20 protein-coding genes are annotated in these 22,670 nt (G+C 64.4%); 8 read left to right on the plus strand and 12 right to left on the minus strand.

The window, feature by feature from the left end:
* Positions 1 to 110: 110 nt before the first annotated feature.
* Complete coding sequence (locus WN72_RS44935) at positions 111 to 488, minus strand: hypothetical protein (RefSeq protein WP_027564225.1); 378 nt, start codon at positions 486 to 488, stop codon at positions 111 to 113.
* Between the two features lie 284 nt (positions 489 to 772).
* Here WN72_RS44935 and WN72_RS44940 point away from each other — a divergent pair, with 284 nt between their 5' ends.
* The 3 genes from WN72_RS44940 (at position 773) to WN72_RS47960 (ending at position 4,375) form a co-directional block, all read left to right on the plus strand.
* A complete protein-coding gene (locus WN72_RS44940) occupies positions 773 to 2,161 on the plus strand; it encodes a peptidoglycan-binding protein (RefSeq protein WP_027564224.1) in 1,389 nt (462 codons plus the stop codon).
* A 147-nt stretch (positions 2,162 to 2,308) separates the two neighbouring features.
* Complete coding sequence (locus tag WN72_RS44945; protein WP_143130518.1) at positions 2,309 to 3,463, plus strand: hypothetical protein; 1,155 nt, start codon at positions 2,309 to 2,311, stop codon at positions 3,461 to 3,463.
* 45 nt (positions 3,464 to 3,508) lie between these two features.
* Positions 3,509 to 4,375 carry a hypothetical protein gene (locus WN72_RS47960; RefSeq protein ID WP_430640350.1) on the plus strand — a complete coding sequence of 289 codons (867 nt, stop codon included), beginning with the start codon at positions 3,509 to 3,511 and terminating at the stop codon, positions 4,373 to 4,375.
* Here WN72_RS47960 and WN72_RS44955 read toward each other — a convergent pair.
* Genes WN72_RS44955 through WN72_RS44975 form a run of 5 tightly spaced genes read right to left on the minus strand, consistent with a single transcriptional unit; the run spans position 4,359 to position 8,703 of the window.
* Entirely contained in the window at positions 4,359 to 5,051 is a 693-nt protein-coding gene (locus WN72_RS44955; protein ID WP_092212202.1) for an AprI/Inh family metalloprotease inhibitor, read from the minus strand. The two genes, WN72_RS47960 and WN72_RS44955, sit on opposite strands and share 17 nt — an antisense overlap.
* Positions 5,051 to 6,040 carry a 2-hydroxyacid dehydrogenase gene (locus WN72_RS44960; protein ID WP_092212200.1) on the minus strand — a complete coding sequence of 330 codons (990 nt, stop codon included), beginning with the start codon at positions 6,038 to 6,040 and terminating at the stop codon, positions 5,051 to 5,053. Before WN72_RS44960 ends, WN72_RS44955 begins: the two co-directional genes overlap by 1 nt.
* A complete protein-coding gene (locus WN72_RS44965) occupies positions 6,040 to 6,858 on the minus strand; it encodes an ABC transporter permease (protein WP_092212198.1) in 819 nt (272 codons plus the stop codon). The genes WN72_RS44960 and WN72_RS44965 overlap by 1 nt, the downstream gene beginning before the upstream one ends.
* Complete coding sequence (locus WN72_RS44970; protein ID WP_027564219.1) at positions 6,855 to 7,670, minus strand: ABC transporter ATP-binding protein; 816 nt, start codon at positions 7,668 to 7,670, stop codon at positions 6,855 to 6,857. Before WN72_RS44970 ends, WN72_RS44965 begins: the two co-directional genes overlap by 4 nt.
* 10 nt (positions 7,671 to 7,680) lie before the next feature.
* Positions 7,681 to 8,703: an ABC transporter substrate-binding protein gene (locus WN72_RS44975; RefSeq protein ID WP_027564218.1), complete on the minus strand. Its 1,023-nt coding sequence runs from the start codon at positions 8,701 to 8,703 to the stop codon at positions 7,681 to 7,683.
* 139 nt (positions 8,704 to 8,842) lie between these two features.
* On the opposite strand from WN72_RS44975, the gene WN72_RS44980 reads away from it, so the two are divergent.
* The 3 genes from WN72_RS44980 (at position 8,843) to WN72_RS44990 (ending at position 12,431) form a co-directional block, all read left to right on the plus strand.
* Positions 8,843 to 9,649, plus strand: a complete 807-nt coding sequence (locus tag WN72_RS44980; protein ID WP_092212196.1) for a creatininase family protein — start codon at positions 8,843 to 8,845, stop codon at positions 9,647 to 9,649.
* Positions 9,650 to 9,788: 139 nt separating this feature from the next.
* Positions 9,789 to 10,052, plus strand: a complete 264-nt coding sequence (locus WN72_RS44985; protein WP_027564216.1) for a hypothetical protein — start codon at positions 9,789 to 9,791, stop codon at positions 10,050 to 10,052.
* A 408-nt stretch (positions 10,053 to 10,460) separates the two neighbouring features.
* Positions 10,461 to 12,431, plus strand: a complete 1,971-nt coding sequence (locus tag WN72_RS44990; RefSeq protein WP_092212192.1) for a carbohydrate porin — start codon at positions 10,461 to 10,463, stop codon at positions 12,429 to 12,431.
* Between the two features lie 6 nt (positions 12,432 to 12,437).
* On the opposite strand, the gene WN72_RS44995 is transcribed toward WN72_RS44990, so the two are convergent.
* Both WN72_RS44995 and WN72_RS45000 read right to left on the minus strand, forming a co-directional pair.
* Entirely contained in the window at positions 12,438 to 13,169 is a 732-nt protein-coding gene (locus tag WN72_RS44995; protein ID WP_092212190.1) for a sulfite exporter TauE/SafE family protein, read from the minus strand.
* 212 nt (positions 13,170 to 13,381) lie between these two features.
* Complete coding sequence (locus WN72_RS45000) at positions 13,382 to 15,457, minus strand: methyl-accepting chemotaxis protein (protein WP_092212188.1); 2,076 nt, start codon at positions 15,455 to 15,457, stop codon at positions 13,382 to 13,384.
* A 226-nt stretch (positions 15,458 to 15,683) separates the two neighbouring features.
* Here WN72_RS45000 and WN72_RS45005 point away from each other — a divergent pair, with 226 nt between their 5' ends.
* Positions 15,684 to 16,979, plus strand: a complete 1,296-nt coding sequence (locus WN72_RS45005; protein ID WP_092212186.1) for a hemolysin family protein — start codon at positions 15,684 to 15,686, stop codon at positions 16,977 to 16,979.
* 197 nt (positions 16,980 to 17,176) lie between these two features.
* On the opposite strand, the gene WN72_RS45010 is transcribed toward WN72_RS45005, so the two are convergent.
* The 3 genes from WN72_RS45010 to WN72_RS45020 form a co-directional block, all read right to left on the minus strand.
* Positions 17,177 to 17,416 carry a PilZ domain-containing protein gene (locus WN72_RS45010; RefSeq protein ID WP_027564211.1) on the minus strand — a complete coding sequence of 80 codons (240 nt, stop codon included), beginning with the start codon at positions 17,414 to 17,416 and terminating at the stop codon, positions 17,177 to 17,179.
* 108 nt (positions 17,417 to 17,524) lie between these two features.
* Positions 17,525 to 19,213, minus strand: a complete 1,689-nt coding sequence (locus WN72_RS45015; RefSeq protein ID WP_027564210.1) for an FMN-binding glutamate synthase family protein — start codon at positions 19,211 to 19,213, stop codon at positions 17,525 to 17,527.
* A gap of 422 nt (positions 19,214 to 19,635) precedes the next feature.
* Positions 19,636 to 20,409, minus strand: a complete 774-nt coding sequence (locus WN72_RS45020) for a ferredoxin--NADP reductase (protein ID WP_027564209.1) — start codon at positions 20,407 to 20,409, stop codon at positions 19,636 to 19,638.
* 375 nt (positions 20,410 to 20,784) lie between these two features.
* On the opposite strand from WN72_RS45020, the gene WN72_RS45025 reads away from it, so the two are divergent.
* The gene (locus WN72_RS45025) at positions 20,785 to 21,615 is read left to right on the plus strand and encodes an ATP-grasp domain-containing protein (protein WP_092212184.1); all 831 of its coding nucleotides are present in this window, start codon (positions 20,785 to 20,787) and stop codon (positions 21,613 to 21,615) included.
* 131 nt (positions 21,616 to 21,746) lie between these two features.
* On the opposite strand, the gene WN72_RS45030 is transcribed toward WN72_RS45025, so the two are convergent.
* Entirely contained in the window at positions 21,747 to 22,667 is a 921-nt protein-coding gene (locus WN72_RS45030) for an amino acid ABC transporter substrate-binding protein (RefSeq protein WP_092212182.1), read from the minus strand.
* Positions 22,668 to 22,670: the final 3 nt, after the last annotated feature.

Raw genomic sequence — 22,670 nt, forward strand, 5'->3', positions numbered from 1 at the left:
GATTCCCACCGGTGACGATGGCGAACATGATTGGGCATAAAGCCTGCGTCGTCAACGGGCGGTTGCGCTACCGAATCGATACACGCCATCTTGACGGCCGGCGCGAGCGGTCAGCCGGGCTCGATCCAGCGCTGCACGGCCTCCGCGGTGTCGGCGGGCGTGGTGTTGAAGCAGATCGCCGCGTCCGGCGCCAGGCGATGGACGAGGTTGAGCACCTTCTCGAACATCAGCAGCCGCTCCTTCGGCTCGCGCAGGCCCGCGCCGATCACGATGCAGTCGAAGCGCTCGTCGCGCAGCGCCGCGGTGACAGCGGCTTCCGCCGTCAGATCGAGGTCGATCAGGCAGCTCGTGACCTCGAAGCCGAGATCGCGCAGACGCAACAGCTGCGCCTCGATATAGTCGCGCACGAGCTCCGGCGTGAGCTGCGGGAACGCGCCGTAATCCGCATTGCCGGGTTCGATGCCGATCGCGAGGACGCGTTTGGCCATGCAGGGCTCCTTGCCGAACCTTCCGGCTCGTCAACCGACTGACGGCCCCGCCAGTTCCTTTGGGGCGGCCGCCCGGCCGGCGCCGATCCCCGCCCCATCCTGCCGCTCGTTTCCCGCCAAGGCTGTAAGCCAGTTCACATGCGCCGGGCGGACAAGGTGCCACATTCGAAGGGGATCACGCTGGAGTCACGCGCTGATCACGGCGCCTGATTCACTCTGATCTGCGCGACCCCCGGCCAATTTTCATCGATTTCGCAATTCATCGCTTTTCACGGGAGCAGGACATGAAGGTGTCATTCGAGGCCATCAAGGACGAATACGAACGAAACTGGTCCAACATGAGGATCCGGCCCGGGCGGGCCGACGCCGCCACCGAAGCGGCGCGCAAGGCCATCAGCCACAAGGACACGTACACCGAGATCCAGAACAAGACCGACGTGCCCTGGTGGTTCGTCGCGGTGCTGCACTCGCGTGAATCCAGCTTCAACTTCAACACCTATCTCGGCAACGGCCAGGCGCTCAATCGCGTCACGACCATCGTCCCCAAGGGGCGCGGCCCGTTCGCCTCGTTCGCCGAAGGCGCCGTCGACGCGCTCAGGCTGGAGGGATTCGTCGGCGCCCGCGACTGGGGCATCGCGAGGACGATGTTCCGCCTGGAGCAGTACAACGGCTTCGGCTATCGCGGCCGCGGGGTCAACTCGCCCTATCTCTGGTCGGGCTCCAACGTCTACGGCCCGCCCGAGCAAAGGGGCGGCAAGTTCGTCGGCGACGGCTCGTTCGACCCGGGCACGGTCGATCCGCAGCTCGGCGCCGCGGTGATCCTCAAGGCGATGATGGAGCTGGATGCGTCGATTACCTTCGACGGCGGCCCGGCCATGCTGAGCCATCTCGAACCCGAGGAGCAGATGGCGTCGACGGCGCTGTTGATGCAGAAATGCCTCAACAACCTCGGCGCCAGTCCCATGCTGGATGAGGACGGCATCGTCGGACCGAAGACCAAGGCGGCGGTGGCGCAGTTTCAGCAAGAGCACGGCATCACCGAAACCGGCGTCCTCGACACGATGACGGTTGCCGCCATCACGCGCGCGGCGCAGCAGCCGGTCACCCCCGCGCCGACCGGCGACCTGTCGCAGATCCTGAAGCGGCTGGAGGATCTCGCCCAGATCATGCGGGGCGGCCCGCCGACGCCAAGCACGCCGCCCGTGACCACGCCGCCGGCTGCCAACGATCCGATCACGCTGTTCGAGCGGCTCTTCGCCCTCATCAACAACAAGACGGTGCCGGTGTCCGGAACGACCAATGCGGCCAACCCTGCTCCCGTCGACCAGTTGAAGCAGGTCGTCGATCTGCTTAGCACGTTGCTCAACAAGGACGGCAAGCCCGTCCTCGGCCAGGTCAACGGCGCGCTCGGCGAGACCATCGGCAAGCTCCTCAACGGCAAGAAGACCGCGCTCGGCCTCGGCGGCGCGGTGCTCACCGCGCTGCTCTCGGCGGTGACGGCGAGCCCCAATGCCGGAGGCATTGCCGGACTGCTCGGGACCATCGTGTCCGCGGTGCCGGGCCTCGGCCAGTTCGCGATGCCGATCTCGCTGGCGCTCACCGCCTGGGGCGTGCTCGGCAAGCTGGAGAAATGGGCGCAAGGCACCGCGCCGCCGCCGAAGCCGACGACCTGACCGCTTCCACGAAGCACTCCCAACCGCTCGGGTTCGACACCTTCTCGAGCGGTTGGAGCGCCGTCGATCGGGTGGCCCTGGACGGCCGAGCAAGTCATCGTGCCTGCGTCGTGTCGAACCAAGCAAAGCTAGGGGCTTCGAACGAAGATGGCCGCATCGCTAGAACCCGAAATCGGAGATGTCTTTGCACGATGTCAGTCCTATTACCTGGACAACGAAGGTTCATTGTCACGAACAGGCTCGGCGTACGAAGCCGTTCGTGAAGCGCTCACTGCGATGTTGGAAGTGATGGCCCTGCTTCACGCAGAGCTCTACAGAGATCAGGGCTACAAGGTCGACAAGCAACACCCCGGCTATCTCATCAAATCCTACAGGGGCCTGCTGTTTCGCATCCCCTATCACGTGCTGCCGACGTTCCCGTCCGACGAGTCCTTGCCCGCCATCTGGGATCTTTCTCGAAAAATTCGCAACAGCAGCAAGTCCACGATTTCAATCAGCGGAAGCAACGTGCTCAGGAAACTGTTCGAAATCGTCGGCGACATCGATTTTTGCGAGTACTTCCGGGTCGCCCATGGATTCGACCGCGTCGTCAGGAACCTGGACGGCGATGCCAACGTGATGTGCCTGAAGCTCACGGTCTCGAATCCGGATCCCGTCTGGAAGTGGGACGAGCAAAGACCTACGGCTGACGCCCTCGCCGAAGCGATAAAGCCTGCTGTCCTTAAGCAATCCACGTTCAAGATGGATTATGTCGGCGACATCGCTCATTTCGGGATTACGGAGATTTCCAACATTGTCATCGCGCTCGACGGCGATGGAAAGTCGGCAGGTCTGGTGAAAACGCACGCCGGGCAGGAGGTGCCGCTGACTTCAGTCGATTGGCTGCCAAATCAGATGAACGATCCGATCGATATGGGCCGCTACATCGACTGGCTGGCGAGAGCGATCAAGTCGCTTCAGCGAGAGGGCGATATGCGGAAGTGTCTCAAACGATGCGCTTCACTCTCGCGCATTCTTTATCTACCCAGAATAACCGACGACATCGCGGCACTGGTGGACGAACACCGCCCGTTTCTTCTGAACTACCAACTCGGCCAACTTCAAAGGCTTTGCACGATGTTGAATACCCTGGAGGGAAAGCGACAGACCAAACTCGCGGCCATTGCTGAGGCCCAGCAGACCAGGCTTTCCGCAGAATTTGAGACGCTGGGTCAGATGGAGCCCGAGGCCCCCCAGCGTTTCGCGAACGAAGCGCATTCGATTGCCAACAGGCTGCTGACATATGTTCAAACCGACGACTGAGAGCCACCTGGGGAGGGAGCCATCGGCACCGAGAACAGAAGATTGATGGACGCACTCGAAGCATGGCCGCTTGATCGTGAGCAGCGGAGCTTCATCGATGCCGCTGCGGGAAGCCTGGACAGCGGCAAAACCGACAAGCTTGCGGCTCTGCTGGAACAGGCCGCCAACACCGTTATCCGTTGCATGGCTTCTGTGCGCGAAGCCGAAGAAAAGGAGATGCTCGAGCGGAAGCAAGCGGACAACCATCTTGCCGTGACCACTGGACTCGACGAAGTGAGGGAGCCCACCTTCGAAAGTTCGTCTCGTCCGACAGGCAACTATGCGATCGGGCCGAGCCCGCTTGCGCAGGCGGATGCACTGGAACACGCTGTGGCCTATCAGCAAATCGAGCGGCGGCTCGACGAGGTCACACAACTGATGCTGCTGCGCGGCGGCGGGGCGCCAGCCGTCACCTCGCCTGCTGTCAGCGATGTGTCCAACCTGGTCAGGCAGCTGGTCCCGTTCGGCGACAAGGCGGCGTCGTTACCTCAAGCAACGGCCTCGGCCAGCCCGGCCTCGCTCGATCAGCTGAAGCGGGTGGTCGATCTGCTCAGCGTCCTGCTCAACAAGGACGGCGCGCCCGTTCTCGGCCAGGTCAATGGCGCGCTGGGCCAGACGATCGGCAAACTGCTGGACGGCAAGAAGTCGGCGCTCGGCATCGGCGGCGCGCTCGTCACCGCGCTGCTGTCCGCCGTGACGGCGAGCCCCAATGCGGGAGGCCTAGCCGGACTGCTCGGCACCATCGCGACCTCGGTGCCGGGAATGAGCCAGGTGGCGATGCCGATCCTGCTGGGCCTCGCCGCCTGGGGCGTGCTCGGCAAGCTGGAGAAATGGGCGCAAGGCACCGCGCCGCCGCCTACTGGCGCAGCATGATCAAGGGATCGGCGGTATCGGGGACGCGCCGCCACTGCGCGTTGTCGTCGGCCTCGAACTGCCAGGTCTCGCCTGATTTCGACATCAGGATGATCTGGCCGCGCTCGAGCCGCCATTGCGTCGGGTTGAACTGCGCGATCGCCGCGTCGCATTTCGGCTTGAGGAAGACCTGGAAATTGTCCTGGCCGGCTTCCGTGTTGGTCAGCGTCAAACCGCAGATCGGCTGGCCGTTGCCGCGCACCATGGCCCAGTCGCCGATCATCTGGTCCATCGACTTGGCCATCGAGCGCGCGGCGGCGAGGTCCTGCAGGATGTAGACACCCTCGCCCTGGCGCAGGCCTTCGAAGATGCCGGCCTCGACCTCGGTGAAGTCGATCACGGCTTCGCCGGTCGCATCCTGCAAGCGGACGATGTCGAGGCCCTTCACGCTCCAGGCGACGATATCCTTGGTGAAGGGCAGCGCGGCCTTGCAGGCCGGCTCGAGCTCGAGCTTGTAGCCCTGCCCCGCGGCGTCGGCCTTGAGCGTGACGACGCAGGTCTTGCTGCGCTCGGTGGTCGAGAGCTCCCACTGCCCGGGCATCGATTTCTTCAGGGTCGTCGCATCCTGCGCACGCACAGGGCCGATCGCGACAACGCATGCCGCGATGGTGAATGCAACGACCCGAAGAGCTCTCATCAGCGCCCCTTGAACGGTGTCTCGGCAACCGGCGTCAGCGGCGGCTTGCCTGAGAACCATGACTTGAGATTGTCGACCACGAGCTGGTCCATCGCATTGCGCGTGACGACTGAGGCCGAACCGATATGCGGCAACAGCACGACGTTCTGCATGCTCTTGAGCTCGTCCGGCACGTTCGGCTCCGCTGCGAACACGTCGAGGCCGGCGGCGAGGATGGTGCCTGATTTCAGCGCCTGGACCAGCGCCGGCTCGTCAACCACCGAGCCGCGCGCGACGTTGATCAGCACGCCGCGCGGGCCGAGCGCCTTCAGCACCTCGGCATTGATCATCTTGTTGGTCGAGGCCCCGCCGGGCACGATCACCATCAGCGTGTCGACCGCCTTCGCCATCTCGATCAGATCAGGATAGTGCTTGTAGGTGACGTCCTTGGACGGATTGCGGGAGTGATAGACCACCGGCACCAACGAGGCATCGAGCCGGCGGGCGATGGCCTGGCCGATCCGACCCATGCCGACGATGCCGACCTTGCGGTCGCGCAGCGAGCCGACGCTGAGCGGATAGTTCTGGGTCTGCCAGAGCCCGGAGCGGACGTAACGGTCGGCCTTGATGAACTCGCGCAAAGTCGAGATCAGAAGACCCATCGCGACGTCGGCGACCTCCTCGGTCAGCACGTCGGGCGTGTTGGTGACGATGATGTTGTGCTCGGCGGCGTATTTGGCGTCGATATGGTCGTAGCCGACGCCGAAGCTCGCCACCATCTCGATCTTGGGCAGCTGCGACAGCGACTCCCTGTCGGCGCGCACCGTGTGATAGGTCACCGCCACGCCGCGGATCTTCTCCCGGACCGCCGGCGTCAGCCGCTCGAGGTCGCCGCGGGTCTCGGCCTTGTGCACGACGAAATGATCGGAAAAGCCATTCTCGAGGATCGGCCGGACCGGTCCATAAATCAGAAGATCGATCTTTTCGGACGAAATCGAACCGGTAGACATCAGCTTTCCTTTCCAAGCGCGCTTTCGTGCCAGCGCCGTAAAACGAGGTGGGAAACTAGCGCCAGCACCCCATAGATGACAATCCCGGCCAGCGACAACAAAAGCAGCGCCGCGAACATGCGGGGTATGTTCAACCGGTAACCCGACTCGGCGATCCTGTAGGCAAGGCCAGAGCCGGCCCCGGCCGTGCCCGCCGCGATCTCGGCCACAACCGCGCCGATCAGCGACAGGCCGCCCGCGATACGCAACCCACCGAGGATATAGGGCAGCGCTGCCGGCAGCTTCAGGAAGCGCAGGGTTTGCGGCGCAGAGGCGCCATAAAGCTGGAACAGTCCGGCCAGATTGCGGTCGACCGAATTGAGCCCGAGCGTGGTGTTGGACAGGACCGGGAAAAACGCGACGATGAAGGCGCAGGCGACGACCGCGGTCTGCTGCTCCAGATAGATCAGGAGCAGTGGCGCAATCGCGATGACAGGCGTCACCTGGAGCACGACGGCATAGGGGAACAGCGAATATTCGACCCATTTCGACTGGTTGAACAGCAGCGCCAGCGCGATGCCGCCGATGCTGGCGGCCACAAATCCCTCGAGTGTCGTCAGGAGCGTGGTGGCGAGCGATTGTGACAGCACCGCCCAGTCCTTGATCAGCGTCAGGAATATGACGGAGGGCGCGGGCAGCACGTAAGGCGGGATCTCCTTGATGCGGACCACCAGCTCCCAGACCGCGAGGCCGGCGGCGAACACGATGACGGGGAGCACGAAACGCATCGCGCGCTGCGCGGCGGATGGTTTTGCGATGATGGAGCTTTGCGCGTTCATAGCGTCGACTGCCCCGAATAGGACGGCGCCAGCGCGGCCGACACTTTCCGGCAATAATCGGAATAGGCGGCGGAGGTGCGGAACTCCTCGCCGCGCGGCTCGACCGTCTCGATGCGGATGTCGGCCTGGATGCGGCCGGGGCGCGCCGTCATCACCACGACGCGTTGCGACAGATAGACGGATTCGAACACCGAATGGGTGACGAAGATGACGGTCTTGCGGAGGCTGCGCCACAGCGCCAGCAGGTCGTTATTGAGGCGAAAGCGCGTGATCTCGTCGAGCGCGGCGAACGGCTCATCCATCAGGAGGATGTCGGGATCGGTGACGAGCGCGCGCGCCAGCGACACCCGCATCTTCATGCCGCCGGAGAGCTCGCGCGGATAGGCCTCGGCGAAATCGGCAAGACCCACGCTCGCCAGCGCCTCATCGGCACGCGCACGCGCTTCCGCCTTTGGCAGGCCTGCAAGCTTGAGCGGCAGCCGCACGTTCTCGCGCACGCTGGTCCAGGGCATCAGGGTCGGCTCCTGGAACACGAAGCCGATGCCATGGCCCGGCTGCGGCACGCCCTCGTGCCGTGCCACCCGCACCGTTCCTGACGAAGGTGCGCTGAGCTCTGCGATGATGCGCAGCGCGGTCGACTTGCCGCAGCCCGACGGGCCGAGCAGCGAGATGAATTCGCCCTTGCGCACGGCAAGGTCGAGCGGCCCGAGCGCGATGACGCCATTGTCATAGACCTTGGTCACGCCACGCAGGCTGACGGCGAGGTGCGTCAGGCCGGTCTCGACCACGGGCGAAGTTTTGGCTGACGACATCGCGCCTACGTTACGGCTTGCTCGGGCGCAGCTCGACGCCGACGCCCTTGTTGACGAAGCGCAGCGTGTAGGACTTGCGGAAGTCGAGATCGGCCTTCACCACGCCCGCCTTCACCATCTTGTTGAAGAAGGAGGTGTAGCGCTCGTCGCTCATCGCGCCGATGCCGTTCTTCAATGACTCGCCGGAATCGACGATGCCGTATTCCTTCATCTTGGCGACGGAGTATTTCAGCAACTCGTCGGTCATCTCCGGGTTGAGCTGCTTGATCATGGCATTGCCGGCGGAATTGTCGCCGTAGATGTAATTGTACCAGCCGATCATGGAGGCATCGACGAAGCGCTGCACCAGGTCCGGCTTCTTCTCGGCGATCTCGCGGCGGGTCTCGATCAGGGTCGAATAGGTGTTGAAGCCGTAATCGGCGAGCAGCAGCACGTTGGGCTTGAAGCCGGCGGCCTTCTCGACCGCGAAGGGCTCGGAGGTGACGTAGCCCTGCATCGCGCTCTTGGGATTGGCGATGAAGGGCTGCGGGTTGAAATTGTAGGGACGCACGTTCTTCTCGCTGAAACCGTATTCGGACTTCAGCCACTGGAAATAGCTGGTCATGCCCTCCTTGGAGACGAACAGCGTCAGCGGCTTGAGGTCCTCGATCTTGGCGACCTTGGCGTCGGGCTGCGTCAGCATCACCTGCGGGTCCTTCTGGAACACCGCGGCGATGGTGACGACGGGAACGTTGTTGGCGACCGCGTCGAACGACATCAGCGTGTTCGCGGCCATGAAGAAATCGATCTTGCCGGCGATCAGCAGCATCCGGTTGTTCTCGTTGGGCCCGCCGGGGACGATGGTGACGTCGAGGCCGTATTTCTTGTAGGTGCCGTCTGCGACCGCCTGGAAGAAGCCGCCATGCTCGGCCTCGGCGACCCAGTTGGTGCCGAAGGTGACCTTGTCGAGGGTTTCGGCGCGCGCCGGCGCAAGAGTGACGACAGCGGCCAACAAGCCCGCCGTTAACGCTCGCCGCAGATGAGAGGGGGTCATGATGGCACTCCGTCGATCGCTTCTAGCCGACACCAAACCAACGCGATAAAACCGCATGAAGTTCGGGGACGCGAGCCGGCCTGGCCCGCGTCCCCTCATAACCCCAAATTACGTGACAAATTCGGGCAAAGAAACCTTGATGACGCCGTCCCGCGACTGGACCGGGATCCGCTGGGCCGACGCTGCCCTCGCGGATGTAGCGCGCTGGATCGCGGTGCTGCCGCTGGCCGCGACCGAGCAACATGGCCCGCATCTGCCGCTCGAGACCGACGTGCTGATCGCCGACGCGTATCTCGCGCGCGTGCGCGAGCTTCTGCCCGCAAGCGTTCCGGCCAGCTTTCTTCCCGTTGAACCGGTCGGGATCTCCACCGAGCATATCGACTATCCGGGTACCCAGACTTTGCCCACCGAAACCGCGCTGAAGCGATGGACCGCAATCGGCGAGGACATCGCACGGCGCGGGGTGAAGAAGCTCGTCATCATCACCAGCCATGGCGGCAACAGCGCGGCCATGATGCTGGTGGCGCAGGATCTTCGCGCGCATCACAAGCTCTTCGTGGTGACGACGTCGTGGTCGCGGCTCTCAGGGGCGGACACATTGTTCCCGGCCGATGAGGTGCGCCACGGCATTCACGGCGGCGCGGTGGAGACCTCGATCATGCTGGCGCACTATCCCGATCGGGTGCGCAAGGAAGCGATCGCGGATTTTCCCGCAAGCAGCATCGCGCTGGAGCAGCAATATCGCTGGCTGTCGACGCAGCGGCCGGCGCCGTTTGCCTGGCAGGCGCAGGATCTCAACGCCAGCGGCGCGGTCGGCAACGCGACCCTGGCCGTCGCGGAGAAGGGCGAGCGGCTCATCGACCAGGGCGCGCGCGCCTTTTGCGAGTTGCTGAGCGAGGTCGATAACTTCGACGTGAACAGGCTCGCCAAGGGCCCCCTCGGCTAACCCGCATCCTGCTGGAATCGCTGGGGAAAGAGCTTCGCGCCAGCCGCGCCTCTGGGGCGTTCGAACCGGACGCGACAAGGCTCCGTCCAATTGGGCACGCGGACCACAACGGACCGCCTCAACCCGGATGGAGTTTCACATGTCGATCAAGACCAAGATTGCCGCCGCAGCTCTCGCGGCCCTCGCCGTCACCGGCACCATGGTGTCCACCACTTCGCAGGCGCAAGCCAAGCCGCCCGGCTGGGTCTTCGGCGTAGGCGCCGGCATCGCCACCGCCGCCGTGGTCGGCTCCGCCATCGCCGCCAGCAACGACCCCTATTACTACGGCTATCACCGCTGCGGCTGGGTCGCCCAGTACAACGCCTTCGGCCAATACGTCGGCCGCGTTCGTACCTGCTACTGATCCAGGTACCTGAGGCCGATCTCACACGTGGATCCTGCGTCCGACACGGGCGCCTCATCCACCCCGTGTCGTGCCCCCGACCCCGCCCGGCTGTCCCCCCGGGCGGGGTCATCCATTTGGGGAGCCCGGGAATTTGTTGCAGTGACGTCACACAGCGGTGCGAACCATCGTCTGCGGCAACGGGCGCCAGTTGCTATTGCGAATTAATCGCAATAAGGTTCCGAGCAGGCTCAGGGGCTTGGCGAAAAGCTCGGAAGAAATCGCGGCGAATCGCGATCATCTCCTCCGATCGCGTCAGCACCCGAGTCCTGATGACAGGGCCGCGGCGAATCGGCAGGGATAGTCCGGCGAGGCATATTCGCGTTTGGGGGCGTGCGCTTGACGTTGAGAGGTCACCGTTACAGGTACTTGCGGACGGCCGCGGCGATCGCCTCGGGCGTGCTGACTTTTCCCGCCGCGAGCTTTGCTGCCGATCTGCCGCTGAAGGCGCCGGCGCTGAGAGCGGTTTATGACTGGACCGGCTTCTATATCGGCGCGCATGCCGGCTACAGCCGCGGTTCGTCGCGCTTTGCCCTGAACGACGGCACCGCACTCGGCGACAGCGGCCTCTTCAGCGGCATGATCGGCGGCGTGCAGGCCGGCTACAATTACCGCCTCAACTCCGGCTGGCTGGTCGGCGTCGAAGGCGATTTCTCGTTTCCCAACTACATCACCTCGAATTCGATCGTGTCGTTCCTGGCAACGCCGGCCAACACGGTCACGCAGCAATGGGACTACACCGCCAGCCTGCGCGGCCGCGTCGGCTACACCAGCGGTCCGTGGCTGGTCTACGCCACCGGCGGCTTTGCGTGGATGGGCGAACGCTATTTCGACGCGCCGGCCTCCGGGGAAGCGGTGCCGAAAATCCTGAACACGCGGCCCGGCTGGATCGCGGGCGCCGGCGTCGAGTACGGCTTCGCACCGCATTGGAGCGCGCGGCTCGAATATCTCTACAGCCGCTTCGACGGCGCCCACGTCGCCTTCTCCACGGGCGCCCAATACAGCTCGTCTTCGCTCGACGTCCAGTCGGTCAGGCTCGGCCTCAACCGCAAGGTCGATTGGCCGGGCATGCCGGGCTACAATCCGAACAGCTCGCTGATCGACACGGAATCGGATCGCTGGGAGATCCACGGGCAGAGCACGTATATCCCGCAGGGCTATCCGTCGTTTCCTGCCCTCTACAGTGGACCGAACTCGCTCTCGCCGTCGCGCCAAGCCAAGGCGACCTGGAGCAACAGCCTGTTCCTGAACGCGCGGCTGTGGGACGGCGGCGAGGTCTATTACAATCCCGAGCTGCTCCAGGGTTTTGGATTGAACGACACGGTCGGCGCCGCCGGCTTTCCCAACGGCGAGGCGCAGAAGTCGAATTTCCCCTACCCGCACTACAACACCTCGCGCCTCTTCGTGCGTCAGACCTTCGGCTTCGGCGGCGAGCAGGAAGAGCTTGCGAGCGGTCAGCTGCAGCTCGGCCAGAAGGTCGACGTATCCCGACTCACCGTGCAGGCCGGCAAGTTCGCGGTGGTCGACGTGTTCGACGGCAATGCCTATGCCAAGGACACCCGCAAGGACTTCATGAACTGGTCGATATGGGCGCCCGGTGCCTTCGACTATTCCGCCGACAAGGTCGGCCTCACCTATGGCGTCACCGCCGAGCTCAACCAGAAGCAATGGGCGCTGCGGGGCGGCTATTTCCTGATGGTCGCGGAGTCCAATTCAAATCATTTCGACACCAGGGTCGGCGAGCGCGGCCAGTACGTGCTCGAGCTCGAGACGCGCTATTCGCTGTTCGGCCAACCCGGCAAGCTCAGGACCATGGGCTGGGTCGACAGCGCCAACATGGGCAGCTTCCGCGAAACGCTCGACAATCCCGCGCTCAATCTCGACATCGCACAGACCCGGCGCGGCCGTCTCAAGGTCGGTTATGTCGTCAACCTCGAACAGGCGATCACCGAAGATCTCGGACTGTTCGGCCGCTGGAGCTGGAACGACGGCAAGACCGAGACGCTCGCGTTCACCGACATCAACCGCAGCCTGTCCGGCGGCCTGTCGATCAAGGGCACTAAATGGGGCCGGCCCGACGACGTGATCGGCATCGGCGGCGCCATCAACGGACTGTCGCAGGACTATCGCGACTTCCTCGCCGCCGGCGGCCTCGGCGTGTTGGTTGGCGACGGCGCGCTGAACTACCGCAACGAGCGCATCCTCGAAACCTATTACGCCTACGCCCTGAACAAGAATCTCACCCTCACCGCCGACTACCAGCTCATCGTCAATCCCGCCTACAACGCCGATCGCGGCCCGGTGTCGGTGTTTTCAGGACGGTTGCACGGCGAGTTCTGAGCGGGCTCAGAACAGCAGCGCAACGCCCGAGACGAGCAGCAGCGCAAGCACGAGCTTGCGGAACGCGGCCTCGTCGATGCGGCCGAAAAGTTTCAGCCCGAGCCAGGTGCCGGCGAACAGGAACGGCAGTCCGAGCGCGAACAGCTTCGCCGTGTCGAGCGTGAGCGATCCCTTGGCACCGAGCCAGAGCGCCGCCATGGCGAACACCACCACTGCGACGGGCTGGAACGTGGCGCGCTGGACGTCCTTGGGCAGGCCGCGCAGATTGCACCAGATCGTAATGATGATGCCGGCAAGGCCGGTCAGTCCGCCGAGCAGGCCGTTGACGAAGCCGACCGTCATGTCGGCAGCCGGCGGAACGACCACCGCGACCTTGAGCTGCGGCCGGAAGAATGCATAGAGGCTGTAGGCGATCAGAATTGCTCCAACCGCGATGCGGACACTCTTCGGATCAGCCCAGGTCAGAAGCGACACCCCGGCCGGCACGCCGATGACTGCACCGACGATGAAGGGCCACAGCCGGCGCCAGTCGAGCGCGGCACGCAACTTCCAGACCGAATAGCCCTGCACCAGAAGGCCAAAGCCGACGATCAGGCTGGCGCTCTGAAGCGGCGTCAGCACGTACAGCCACAGCGATGCCGCGACGAGGCCGAAGGCGAAGCCGGAGAGGCCGGCGACGAACGCGCCGGCGAAGGTGGCCAACAGAAAAAGCGGAAGCTCGATTGCGATCCCATCCATTGCTCGCTCCATAGAACAGCGAGCAGCGCTTGCGTGGGATCACCACTTCACGGGGAGGCCGCGACATCCCCGGCGATGTCAGCCTAGGCGAAACCGCATCTTTCTACAACGGACCTCTAAAGCGCGATGAGATTTGGATGAATCATCGCGCTTTAGGTTGTTGTTTACGCATGATCTCCGGAAAACCGCTTCGCACTTTTCCGGATCATGCTTTAGGCGGCCCGGATCGCCTCCAAAAACTTTCCGACCTCAGCCTTGAGACGCGTGCTCTCGCCGGACAGCGATCTGGCCGCCGTGAGCACGTTGGAGGATGCCGATCCGGTCTGGCTCGCGCCGCGCTGCACGTCGACGATGCTGGCGGAGACCTGCTGGGTGCCGCGCGCCGCCTGCTGCACGTTGCGGGAAATCTCCCGCGTCGCCGCACCCTGCTCCTCGACTGCCGAGGCGATTGCGGAGGCGATCTCGGACATGCGGTTGATGGTGTCGCCGATTGCCTTGATGGCGCCGACTGAATCCTCCGTCGCCGTCTGGATTTCCGTGATCTGCTGGCTGATCTCACCGGTGGCCTTGGCGGTCTGCTCGGCCAGCGCCTTGACCTCGGAGGCGACGACGGCGAAGCCGCGCCCGGCTTCGCCGGCGCGCGCCGCCTCGATGGTGGCGTTCAGCGCCAGAAGATTGGTCTGGCCCGCGATCTGGCTGATGAGCTCGACGACGTCGCCGATCCGGCCCGCGGCCCTGGCGAGCTCGCCGACATGGCCGTTGGTGCGCTCCGCCTGCTGCACCGCCTCGCCGGCGATGCGTGCGGAGTCCTGGACCTGCCGGCTGATCTCATCCACCGACGAGGCCATTTCCTCGGCCGCCGCGGCCACCGTCTGAACGTTGGTGGAGGCCTGCTCGGAGGCGGCAGCAACGGTCGCCGTGACCTTTTCCGATTGATCGGCCGAGCTGGTCAGCGTTCCCGCCGAGACCTCCAGCTCGGACGATGCCGACGAAACGGTGTTGATGACGTCGCCGATCATCGCCTCGAACTCGCGCGCGACCTGGTCCATGCGCTGGCTGCGCTTGAGCTTGGCCTCGGCCTCGATCGCGGCAGCCTCGTCGGCGGACTTCTTGGCGAGCAGCGAATCCTTGAAGTGCTGGAGCGACCCGGCCACCTGGCCGATCTCGTCGTTGCGGCCGGTCGCGGGGATCTCGACCTCATGCCGTCCGGCCGCGAGCGCTCCGATCACGTCCGCGAGCCGGCCGAGCGGCGTCACCACGCGTCTGCGCAGCATCATGGTCACGCCACCGAGCGTCCCGAGCAGCGCCAGCACCGCGACGCCGGCGAGCGCGAGCATTGCCAGCGCGCCGTCGCGCGCGGCCGCGGCGCGCTCGGCCGCTTCCGCCAGCGCTGCATCACGCACGCCGTAGAACATCTGGATGGCCGGCACGATGACGCTGGCGAGCTCGTCGGCGTTGATCCCGTACTTGCCGTCGGCTCGCGCCGCAGGCATCTCCTTCTCGACCGCGAGCGCGGCCTTGCCGAAATAGGACTCCGTCGCCGCCTTCAATGCGGCGGCGATCCGGGGCGGATTTCCGAGCTGGTCGACACCGGCCTCGATGTGTTCGCGATCGGTCTCCACACGCCCCTGCATGCGGTCCATCAGCGAGAACTCGGCCGTCGTGAGCGGCCGTCGCGCGCTCAGCGCCGGCGACAGGGTGGCGGCCCGGCTGCCGGCGGAAACGCGCAGGTCCTGCGCCGTTCGCGCCAGGCTCAAGAGCGCCGCCAGCGAGGAGTCGGCATTGACGACCTTCCCCTCAAGCCGGTTCATGATCGGTTCGATATTGGCGATGACCTCGGCGACGCCGGGCAGGAAGCCCTTGATCACGGCGCCGTCGCGCGAAGCCAGAGGAACGCTCATCGCGCGATCTGCGGACGCGGTGATCTCCTTCAGCCGGCGCAGGGTGCGGTCGAGACCATCGGCCATGGATGCACCGTCATCCAGCACCATGATGGCCCGCCTTGCGCCTTCGAACGAAGCCTCGGCGGCTTTGGCAGCCTTCGCGGCGGCGTCGACCTGGGCCTGCGTCGCGGTGCCTTCCTGGAAGATCGGAGAGATGTAGGGGGCGCGAAGCCCGGCGACCTGCTGGCTGACCATCAGGGTCGCACCAAAGGCCTCGACCGTCTTGATCGCGTCGGAGCGGTTCGTGAAGATGCGGGTCTGGGGTACGAGCACCTCGGCGCCGAGAATGACTGCAAAAACCGTCACCGTCAGCATCGACAGTGCGAAAAGCTTCCCGATCCGCATCCTTGGGTCCCCGAATACATTGCTGCAAATGTCGAAAACCTAGCTGCCGGCGGCTAAGAGCCCGTTAAACAACGGCAGGCCCGTAATTCCGCGGATATCGCGGGCGCTGACCTCCCAAAGGTTCCCGCGGGGTGGATGCGACAGAATTGCCGGCATCTGCTCGCAAAATACCTATATCAATGCTTGTGCCGCCGGCCGGCCACACTTGCTTACAACCGGAACGTCAATGCTCTCCGTCGAACTCGTCATCGTCGTCGTCCTGATCGTCATCAACGGCCTCTTGTCCATGTCGGAGCTGGCCGTGGTGTCCTCTCGTCCGGCCCGCCTCTCGCTGCTCGCCGCCAAGGGCGTGCGCGGCGCCGAGCGGGCGCTGACGCTGGCGGCCGATCCTGGAAAATTCCTCTCGACGGTGCAGATCGGCATCACGTTGGTCGGCGTGCTCTCGGGCGCATTCTCCGGCGCGACGCTCGGACAGCGGCTGACGCAATGGCTGGTCGAGCTTGGTCTCTCCGCCGGGATCGCCGACATCGTCGGCGTCGGCATCGTCGTCACGCTGATCACCTACGCCACGCTGATCGTCGGCGAGCTGGTGCCGAAGCAGGTGGCGCTGCGCGACCCCGAAAGCATCGCGGTCAAGGTCGCGCCGGCGATGCACATGCTGGCGAAGATATCGCTGCCGCTGGTGTTCCTGCTCGACCTCTCCGGCAAGCTGATCCTCACGCTGCTCGGCCGCGGCGGCAAGGCCGAGGAGAAGGTGTCCGAGGACGAGATCCACCACCTCGTCAGCGAGGCCGAAAGTGCCGGCGTGCTCGAGCCGGGCGAGAAGGAGATGATCGCCGGCGTGATGCGGCTCGGCGACCGCCCGGTCGGCGCCGTCATGACGCCGCGCACCGAGGTCGACGAGATCGACTTGAACGATCCGCCCGAGGCGATTCGCGAGATCATCGTGAAGAGCCCGCATTCGCGCTTTCCGGTCTCGGACGGCGACCGCGACAAGCCGATCGGCGTGCTCCAGGCCAAGGATCTGCTGGTCGCCTATATGAACGAGCGCACGCCGGATCTGCGCGCGCTGGTGCGCGAGGCGCCGGGCATTCCAGCCAGCGCGGACGCGCGCGACGTGCTGGCGATCCTGAAGGCAGCGCCGGTTCACGTCGGCCTCGTCTACGACGAATACGGCGCGTTCGAAGGCATCGTGACCGCCGCCGATATCCTGGAATCGATCGTCGGCGCCTTCCATTCGGAGGAGGGACCGCCGGAGCCGGCCTATGTCAGGCGCGAGGACGATTCGCTGCTGATCTCCGGCTGGATGCCGGTCGACGAATTCGGCGAGCTGCTCGGCATCGAACTGCCGCCGCACCGCTACAACACGGTCGCGGGCCTCGTGCTGCAACAGTTCAGCGTGCTGCCCAATGTCGGTGACGCCTTCGACTTCGGCGGCTGGCACATCGAGGTGGTCGACCTCGACGGTCGGCGCATCGACAAGATATTGGCGAGCCGGTTGAGTGAGGTGGAGACGGGTTAGCGCCAATCTCAAGTGTCGTCCCGGACAAGCGTAGCGAAGCGAAGCGCGATCCGGGACCCATAACCCCAGGGAGGAGTTTGGCGAAGACTCGGAGTTACCAGCTTGCGCCGCGACGTCTCCCTGTGGTTATGGGTCCCCGCTTTCGCGGGGACGACAGCGGAGTTGATGGCGCTAACTCACGTTACACGCGCCGAGCCTCACCCGAACTTCACCCCGATCCGCTTTTCCTTGCGCCAAACCACCGTGCAGGAATGATGCGTTCCGTCGGCGGTGACGAACAGGGTGAAGTGTTCGGGGATGCCGACCGGGCTGGTGACGTCGAGCGCGGCGCCGGTGCCCGAGAAATTGCGAATGGTGCAGTCGATCCCGCCGCCGCCGAACTCGATCGTTCCGGCCTTCAGCACACGATGCCTGGCTTTGTCGCGCCGCTCATCCATGGGTCTAATTTACACCCAAAGCTGACACAGACGTTAAAGCTCGCCCCTTCTCACAGACGAATTCGCGCCGCCGCGACGCGCGGCGATATCAATCGGCGGACCTGACAGTCACAGCGCCGGCTGGAATGTCTCCGCCTGCGCCATCCGCCAGGCGTCACGGAAGCGCGGGTCTTGCGTGCCTTCGAGCAGCTCGCCCGGACGCAACGCCGGATAAAGCTGCGCGAAGGATCTCACGTCGGTCGTCGAGGTGCGCTGGGTGAAGTGGATCGGGCGCAGCTCCTGCGGATGGGTCAGGCCGGCGGCGGCAATCAGCTCGGTCAGCGAATGCAGCGTGGCGTGGTGATAATTGTGCACGCGGTCGATCTTGAGCGGCACGTAGAGCGCGCGCGCCCGGGTCGGGTCCTGCGTCGCGACGCCGGTCGGGCAGCGGTCGGTGTGGCAGCTCAGCGACTGGATGCAGCCGAGCGAGAACATGAAGCCGCGCGCCGAATTGCACCAGTCGGCGCCGATCGCCATCGCGCGGGCCATGTCGAAGGCGGTGGCGATCTTGCCGGAGGCACCGATCTTGATGCGGTCGCGCGCATTGATGCCGACCAGCGCGTTGTGGACGAAATTGACGCCTTCGCGCATCGGCATGCCCAGATGGTCCATGAACTCCAGCGGCGCGGCGCCGGTGCCGCCTTCATTGCCGTCGACGACGATGAAGTCAGGATAGATGCCGGTCTGAAGCATCGCCTTGCAGATCGCCAGGAATTCCCAGGAATGGCCGATGCACAGCTTGAAGCCGGCCGGCTTGCCGCCGGAGAGGCGGCGCATCTCAGCGATGAACTGCATCATGCCTGTTGGCGTCGAGAAGGCGCGGTGCGAGGCCGGCGAGATGCAGTCCTCGCCCATGGCGACGCCGCGGATCTTGGAAATCTCTTCCGACACCTTGGCCGCCGGCAGCACGCCGCCATGGCCGGGCTTGGCGCCCTGGCTGATCTTGAGCTCGACCATCTTGATCTGGTCCTGGCTCGCGACGCGGGTGAATGCCTCGGGATCGAACGTGCCGTCGAGATGACGGCAGCCGAAATAGCCCGAACCGATTTCCCAGATGATGTCGCCGCCCATCTCCTTGTGATAGGGGCTGAAGCCGCCCTCGCCGGTGTCATGCGCGAAGTTGCCCTTCCTGGCGCCGGCATTCAGCGCGCGCACGGCATTCGGGCTGAGTGCGCCAAAGCTCATCGCGGAGATGTTGAACACCGAGGCCGAATAGGGCTTGGCGCAATCGGGACCGCCGATGGTGATGCGGAATTTCTCCTCGGCGTGCGTCTTCGGCGAGACCGAGTGATGCATCCACTCATAGCCCTCGCGATAGACGTCCTCCTGGGTGCCGAACGGCCGCTTGTCGAGCTGCATCTTGGCGCGCTGATAGACTAACGAACGGGTGTCGCGCGAGAACGGCATGCCGTCCTTCTCGCTCTCGAAGAAATACTGCCGCATCTCGGGGCGGATCTCTTCGAGCAGAAAGCGCATATGCGCCGAGATCGGGTAATTGCGCAGGACCGCATGGCCCTTCTGCATGAGATCGCGGACGCCGAGCAGCGTCAGGGCGCCGAAGATCGCGATCGGGATCAGCAGGATGTCGAAGATCTTGCGGTCCGCAATGCCGACGCCGATCAAGAGCGCAGTGACCACCGCGCAGATCGTCAGCACGATGAAGCGCGGCGAGAACGGCAGCAGCAGGGTTTCCAGTACCCCCTCTTCCGCCAGTGCCAGACGTTTGGGCGATTCTTGCTTGTTGTTGTCGTCGGCCACGGTCCCATCCTCTCGTCAGCATGAGGGCGGTACGATACGCCCGCGCCTGTCATACGGATATGACGCGGCCGTTGTTTCAGGCTAGCGAATTCGTCCGAGGAAAATCAATCAGCCCGGTGGGCGGGTTTTGCAGTGCAGCAGAGGGGGATGGGGTTTGGACGGCGAGACGGGAACAAGCGGCGTAATCGAAAGTGGAGTCCGCGGGAGTGTCCACAAACTCAGGTGTCGTCCCGGGCAAGCGTAAGCGCAGACCCGGGATCCATAACCACAGGATGTCGTGGCTGAGAGAAGGCCGTCCCTCCGAGTCCTCGCATAACCACTCCCTGTGGTCATGGGTCCCGGATCGGCGCTCAGCTTCGCTGCGCTTGTCGGGGACGACGGGGTGGGTGTGACGCGAAACCGCGCCACCCATTCAACCGCGCTTAGCGCTCGACGAACGCCTTCTCGATCACGAAATGGCCGGGCTTGTTGCCCGAGCCCTCGATGAAGTCGCGGCCTTCGAACATGACCTTCAGCTCTTCCAGCATCGCCGGGCTGCCGCACATCATGATGCGGTCGGTCGCGATGTCGAGGGGACCTTGCCCGATGTCGTTGAAGATCTGCTCGGAGTTGATCAGGTCGGTGATGCGGCCGCGGTTGCGGAACGGCTCGCGGGTCACGGTTGGATAGTAGATCAGCTTGTCGGCGAGCAGCTCGCCGAACAGCTCGTCCTCGCGCAGGGAGGCGACGAGCTTCTCGCCATAGGCGAGCTCGGAGACCTGGCGGCAGCCATGCACCAGCACGATGCTCTCGTACTGGTCGTAGACCTCGGGGTCCTTGATCAGGCTGGCGAACGGCGCAAGGCCGGTGCCGGTCGAGAGCAGCAGCAGCCGCTTGCCGGGGATGAGGTTGTCGGTGATCAGCGTGCCGGTCGCCTTGCGGCCGACCAGGATGGTGTCGCCTTCCTTGATCTTCTGCAGGCGCGAGGTCAGCGGGCCGTCCTGCACCTTGATCGAGAAGAACTCGAGCTCTTCCTCGTGGTTGGCGCTCGCCATGCTGTAGGCGCGCAGCAGCGGCCGGCCGTCGACCTCGAGGCCGATCATGGCGAACTGGCCGTTCTGGAACCGGAAGCCGGTGTCGCGCGTGGCGCGGAAGCTGAACAGCGTGTCGGTCCAGTGCTGGACGGAAAGAACCTTCTCTCGGTAAAACGCGCTCATGATTTTCGATATTCCGAATAATTGCGGTTTTAGGGCAAAAGCGTTGCCCGGCCCCTGAAAGCGGGGCGGACACCATTGCCATGGCGGAGGATTTCGCGTGTGTGATCTACGCCATTGAGGCCAATAATCAACCTCGTTCCGGATGCAATTGATGCTGGGCTATCAGGCATTTGCCGCAGAACTGGTCGCATTATTAACGGTTTTGCTGCCGAGCCTCGTTTAAGGGCAATTTCTTTTCCCTCCGGCGCTCGATGGCAGCACTTAATTTCCATCGCGCTCGCGAGAATTTCATTAAGAATAGCTCTGATTTTCACCCCGGAATGGCGCCGATACCCGCATTTTTGCGGCTTTTGGCGACAGGAACGATCGAGACAGATGGCGAGTGGCGAGCGGATCTTCGTCCAGGCGATCAGGCGCTATTGCGCGGACCATGGCATTGCGGTCGATGTCCGCTCCGGCGGCTGGCTGATCGCGATGCGCCGGGGCGAGATGCGCCGCTTCGCGTTCGGCTACGATATCGGCCTCAACAGCGCCATCGCCCATCGTCTCGCCAACGACAAGTCCGCGACCGCCGAGGCGCTGACGCTTGCGGGCGTGCCCTCTATTCCGCATCACCTCTTCCTCAATCCGAAGCTGGGCAAGACGATCGTTGGCGCCACCTGGCGAGAGGAAATGCTTGGGCTGCTTCGCGACCATCCGCAAGGCGTGGTGGTCAAGCCGAACGAGGGGACGTCGGGGCGCTCGGTGTTCAAGGTGACGAGCGAGACGGAACTCGACCACGCGGCCGGCGAGGTCTTTTCGATGAGTGCAGGGCTCGTGATCTCGCCCTATGTCGCGATCGAGGACGAGGTCCGTGTGATCCTGCTCGGCGATGTGCCCCGCATCGTCTACAGCAAGCAGCGCGGCGCGGATTGGCGGCACAATCTCGATGCCGGTGCCAAGCCGGTGCTGCTGGAGGACGGCGAGGTCCGCGCAGCTTGCGTGAAGCTCGCGATCGATGCCGCGAGCGCCATCGGCATCACCTTCGCTTCGATCGACGTGGTGCGCGACGACGGCGCGTGGCGGGTGCTGGAGATCAATTCCGGCGTGATGATGGAGGCGCTGGGCAAGCTCCATCCGGAGCTGGTGCAGGCGACGTATGACGCGGCGCTGGATCGGGTGTTTGGCGATGCTCCCGCGAGCAGCAATCTATCACCGTCACCCTGAGGTGCCGGAGCGAAGCGGATGCCTCGAAGGGCGACGGCCCTGCTGTAGCTGCATCCCGGCCGTTCATCCTTCGAGGCTCGCCCAGCGGTGCTCTGCACCGCCGGGCTCGCACCTCAGGATGACGGATGCCCTCAATTATTCGCGCTGGCGGAATCGTCCATGGCCTTGAACGCTTCCTCCAGCTGCAGCGAGATCGGCACGTTCAGCCGTTCGCCTGTGGGCAGCCTCGCGATGAACCATTTGTTGTAGAGCGGGACGAGGTCGCGGTTGGAGCCGAGCTTGCGGAAGGCGCGCTCGACCACGGCGGAGAGCTGCGGCTCGCCTTTCTTGAACATGATGCCGTAGGGATCGTAGGACAGATAATCGCCGGTGACGCGGAACTTGTCCTGCGCCTTGTGGCGCGCGATCAGGCCGAACAGCAGGATGTCGTCGGTGGCGAACGCATCGGCCTTGCCGTCGACGAGCATCTGGTAAGACTGCTCGTGATCGGCGCCGGTGAGGATGTTCAGCCCCAGCGAGAACTTCTTGTCGGCCGCCTGGATCGCCTGCTCGTTGGTGGTGCCCTTGGTCACCACGATGGTCTTGCCCTTGAGGTCGGCCAGCTGCCGGACGCCGGACGCCTTCGGCACCATCAGCTTGGTGCCGGCGACGAACATCAGCGGCGAGAACGCGACGCGCTTGCCGCGCTCGGCGTTGGCCGTGGTCGAGCCGCATTCCAGATCGATCTTGTTCTGGAGCACCGCGTCGATGCGGTCGTCGGAGGTGACCTTGACGTAGTCGATCTTCAGATTGGGATCGTCGACCTCGATGCCGATCTCCTCGACGATGGCCTCGCACAATTCGAGACTGTAGCCGATCGGCCGGCCCGACTGGTCGAGGAAGGAGAACGGCGGCGAGCTCTCGCGATAGCCGAGCCGCACGGTGTGACTGTTCTTGATCGCCGACAGCGTCGGGCTAAGCCCTTCGTTGCCGCCGGTCTGCGCAGTGACGCCGGTCGCCAGCAGGCATGCTGCCAGCAACAGGCCACCCGATATCGCCAATGAGCGGCGCATGAT

This window comes from Bradyrhizobium arachidis, from assembly GCF_015291705.1.
GTDB classification, from domain to species: Bacteria; Pseudomonadota; Alphaproteobacteria; order Rhizobiales; family Xanthobacteraceae; genus Bradyrhizobium; species Bradyrhizobium arachidis.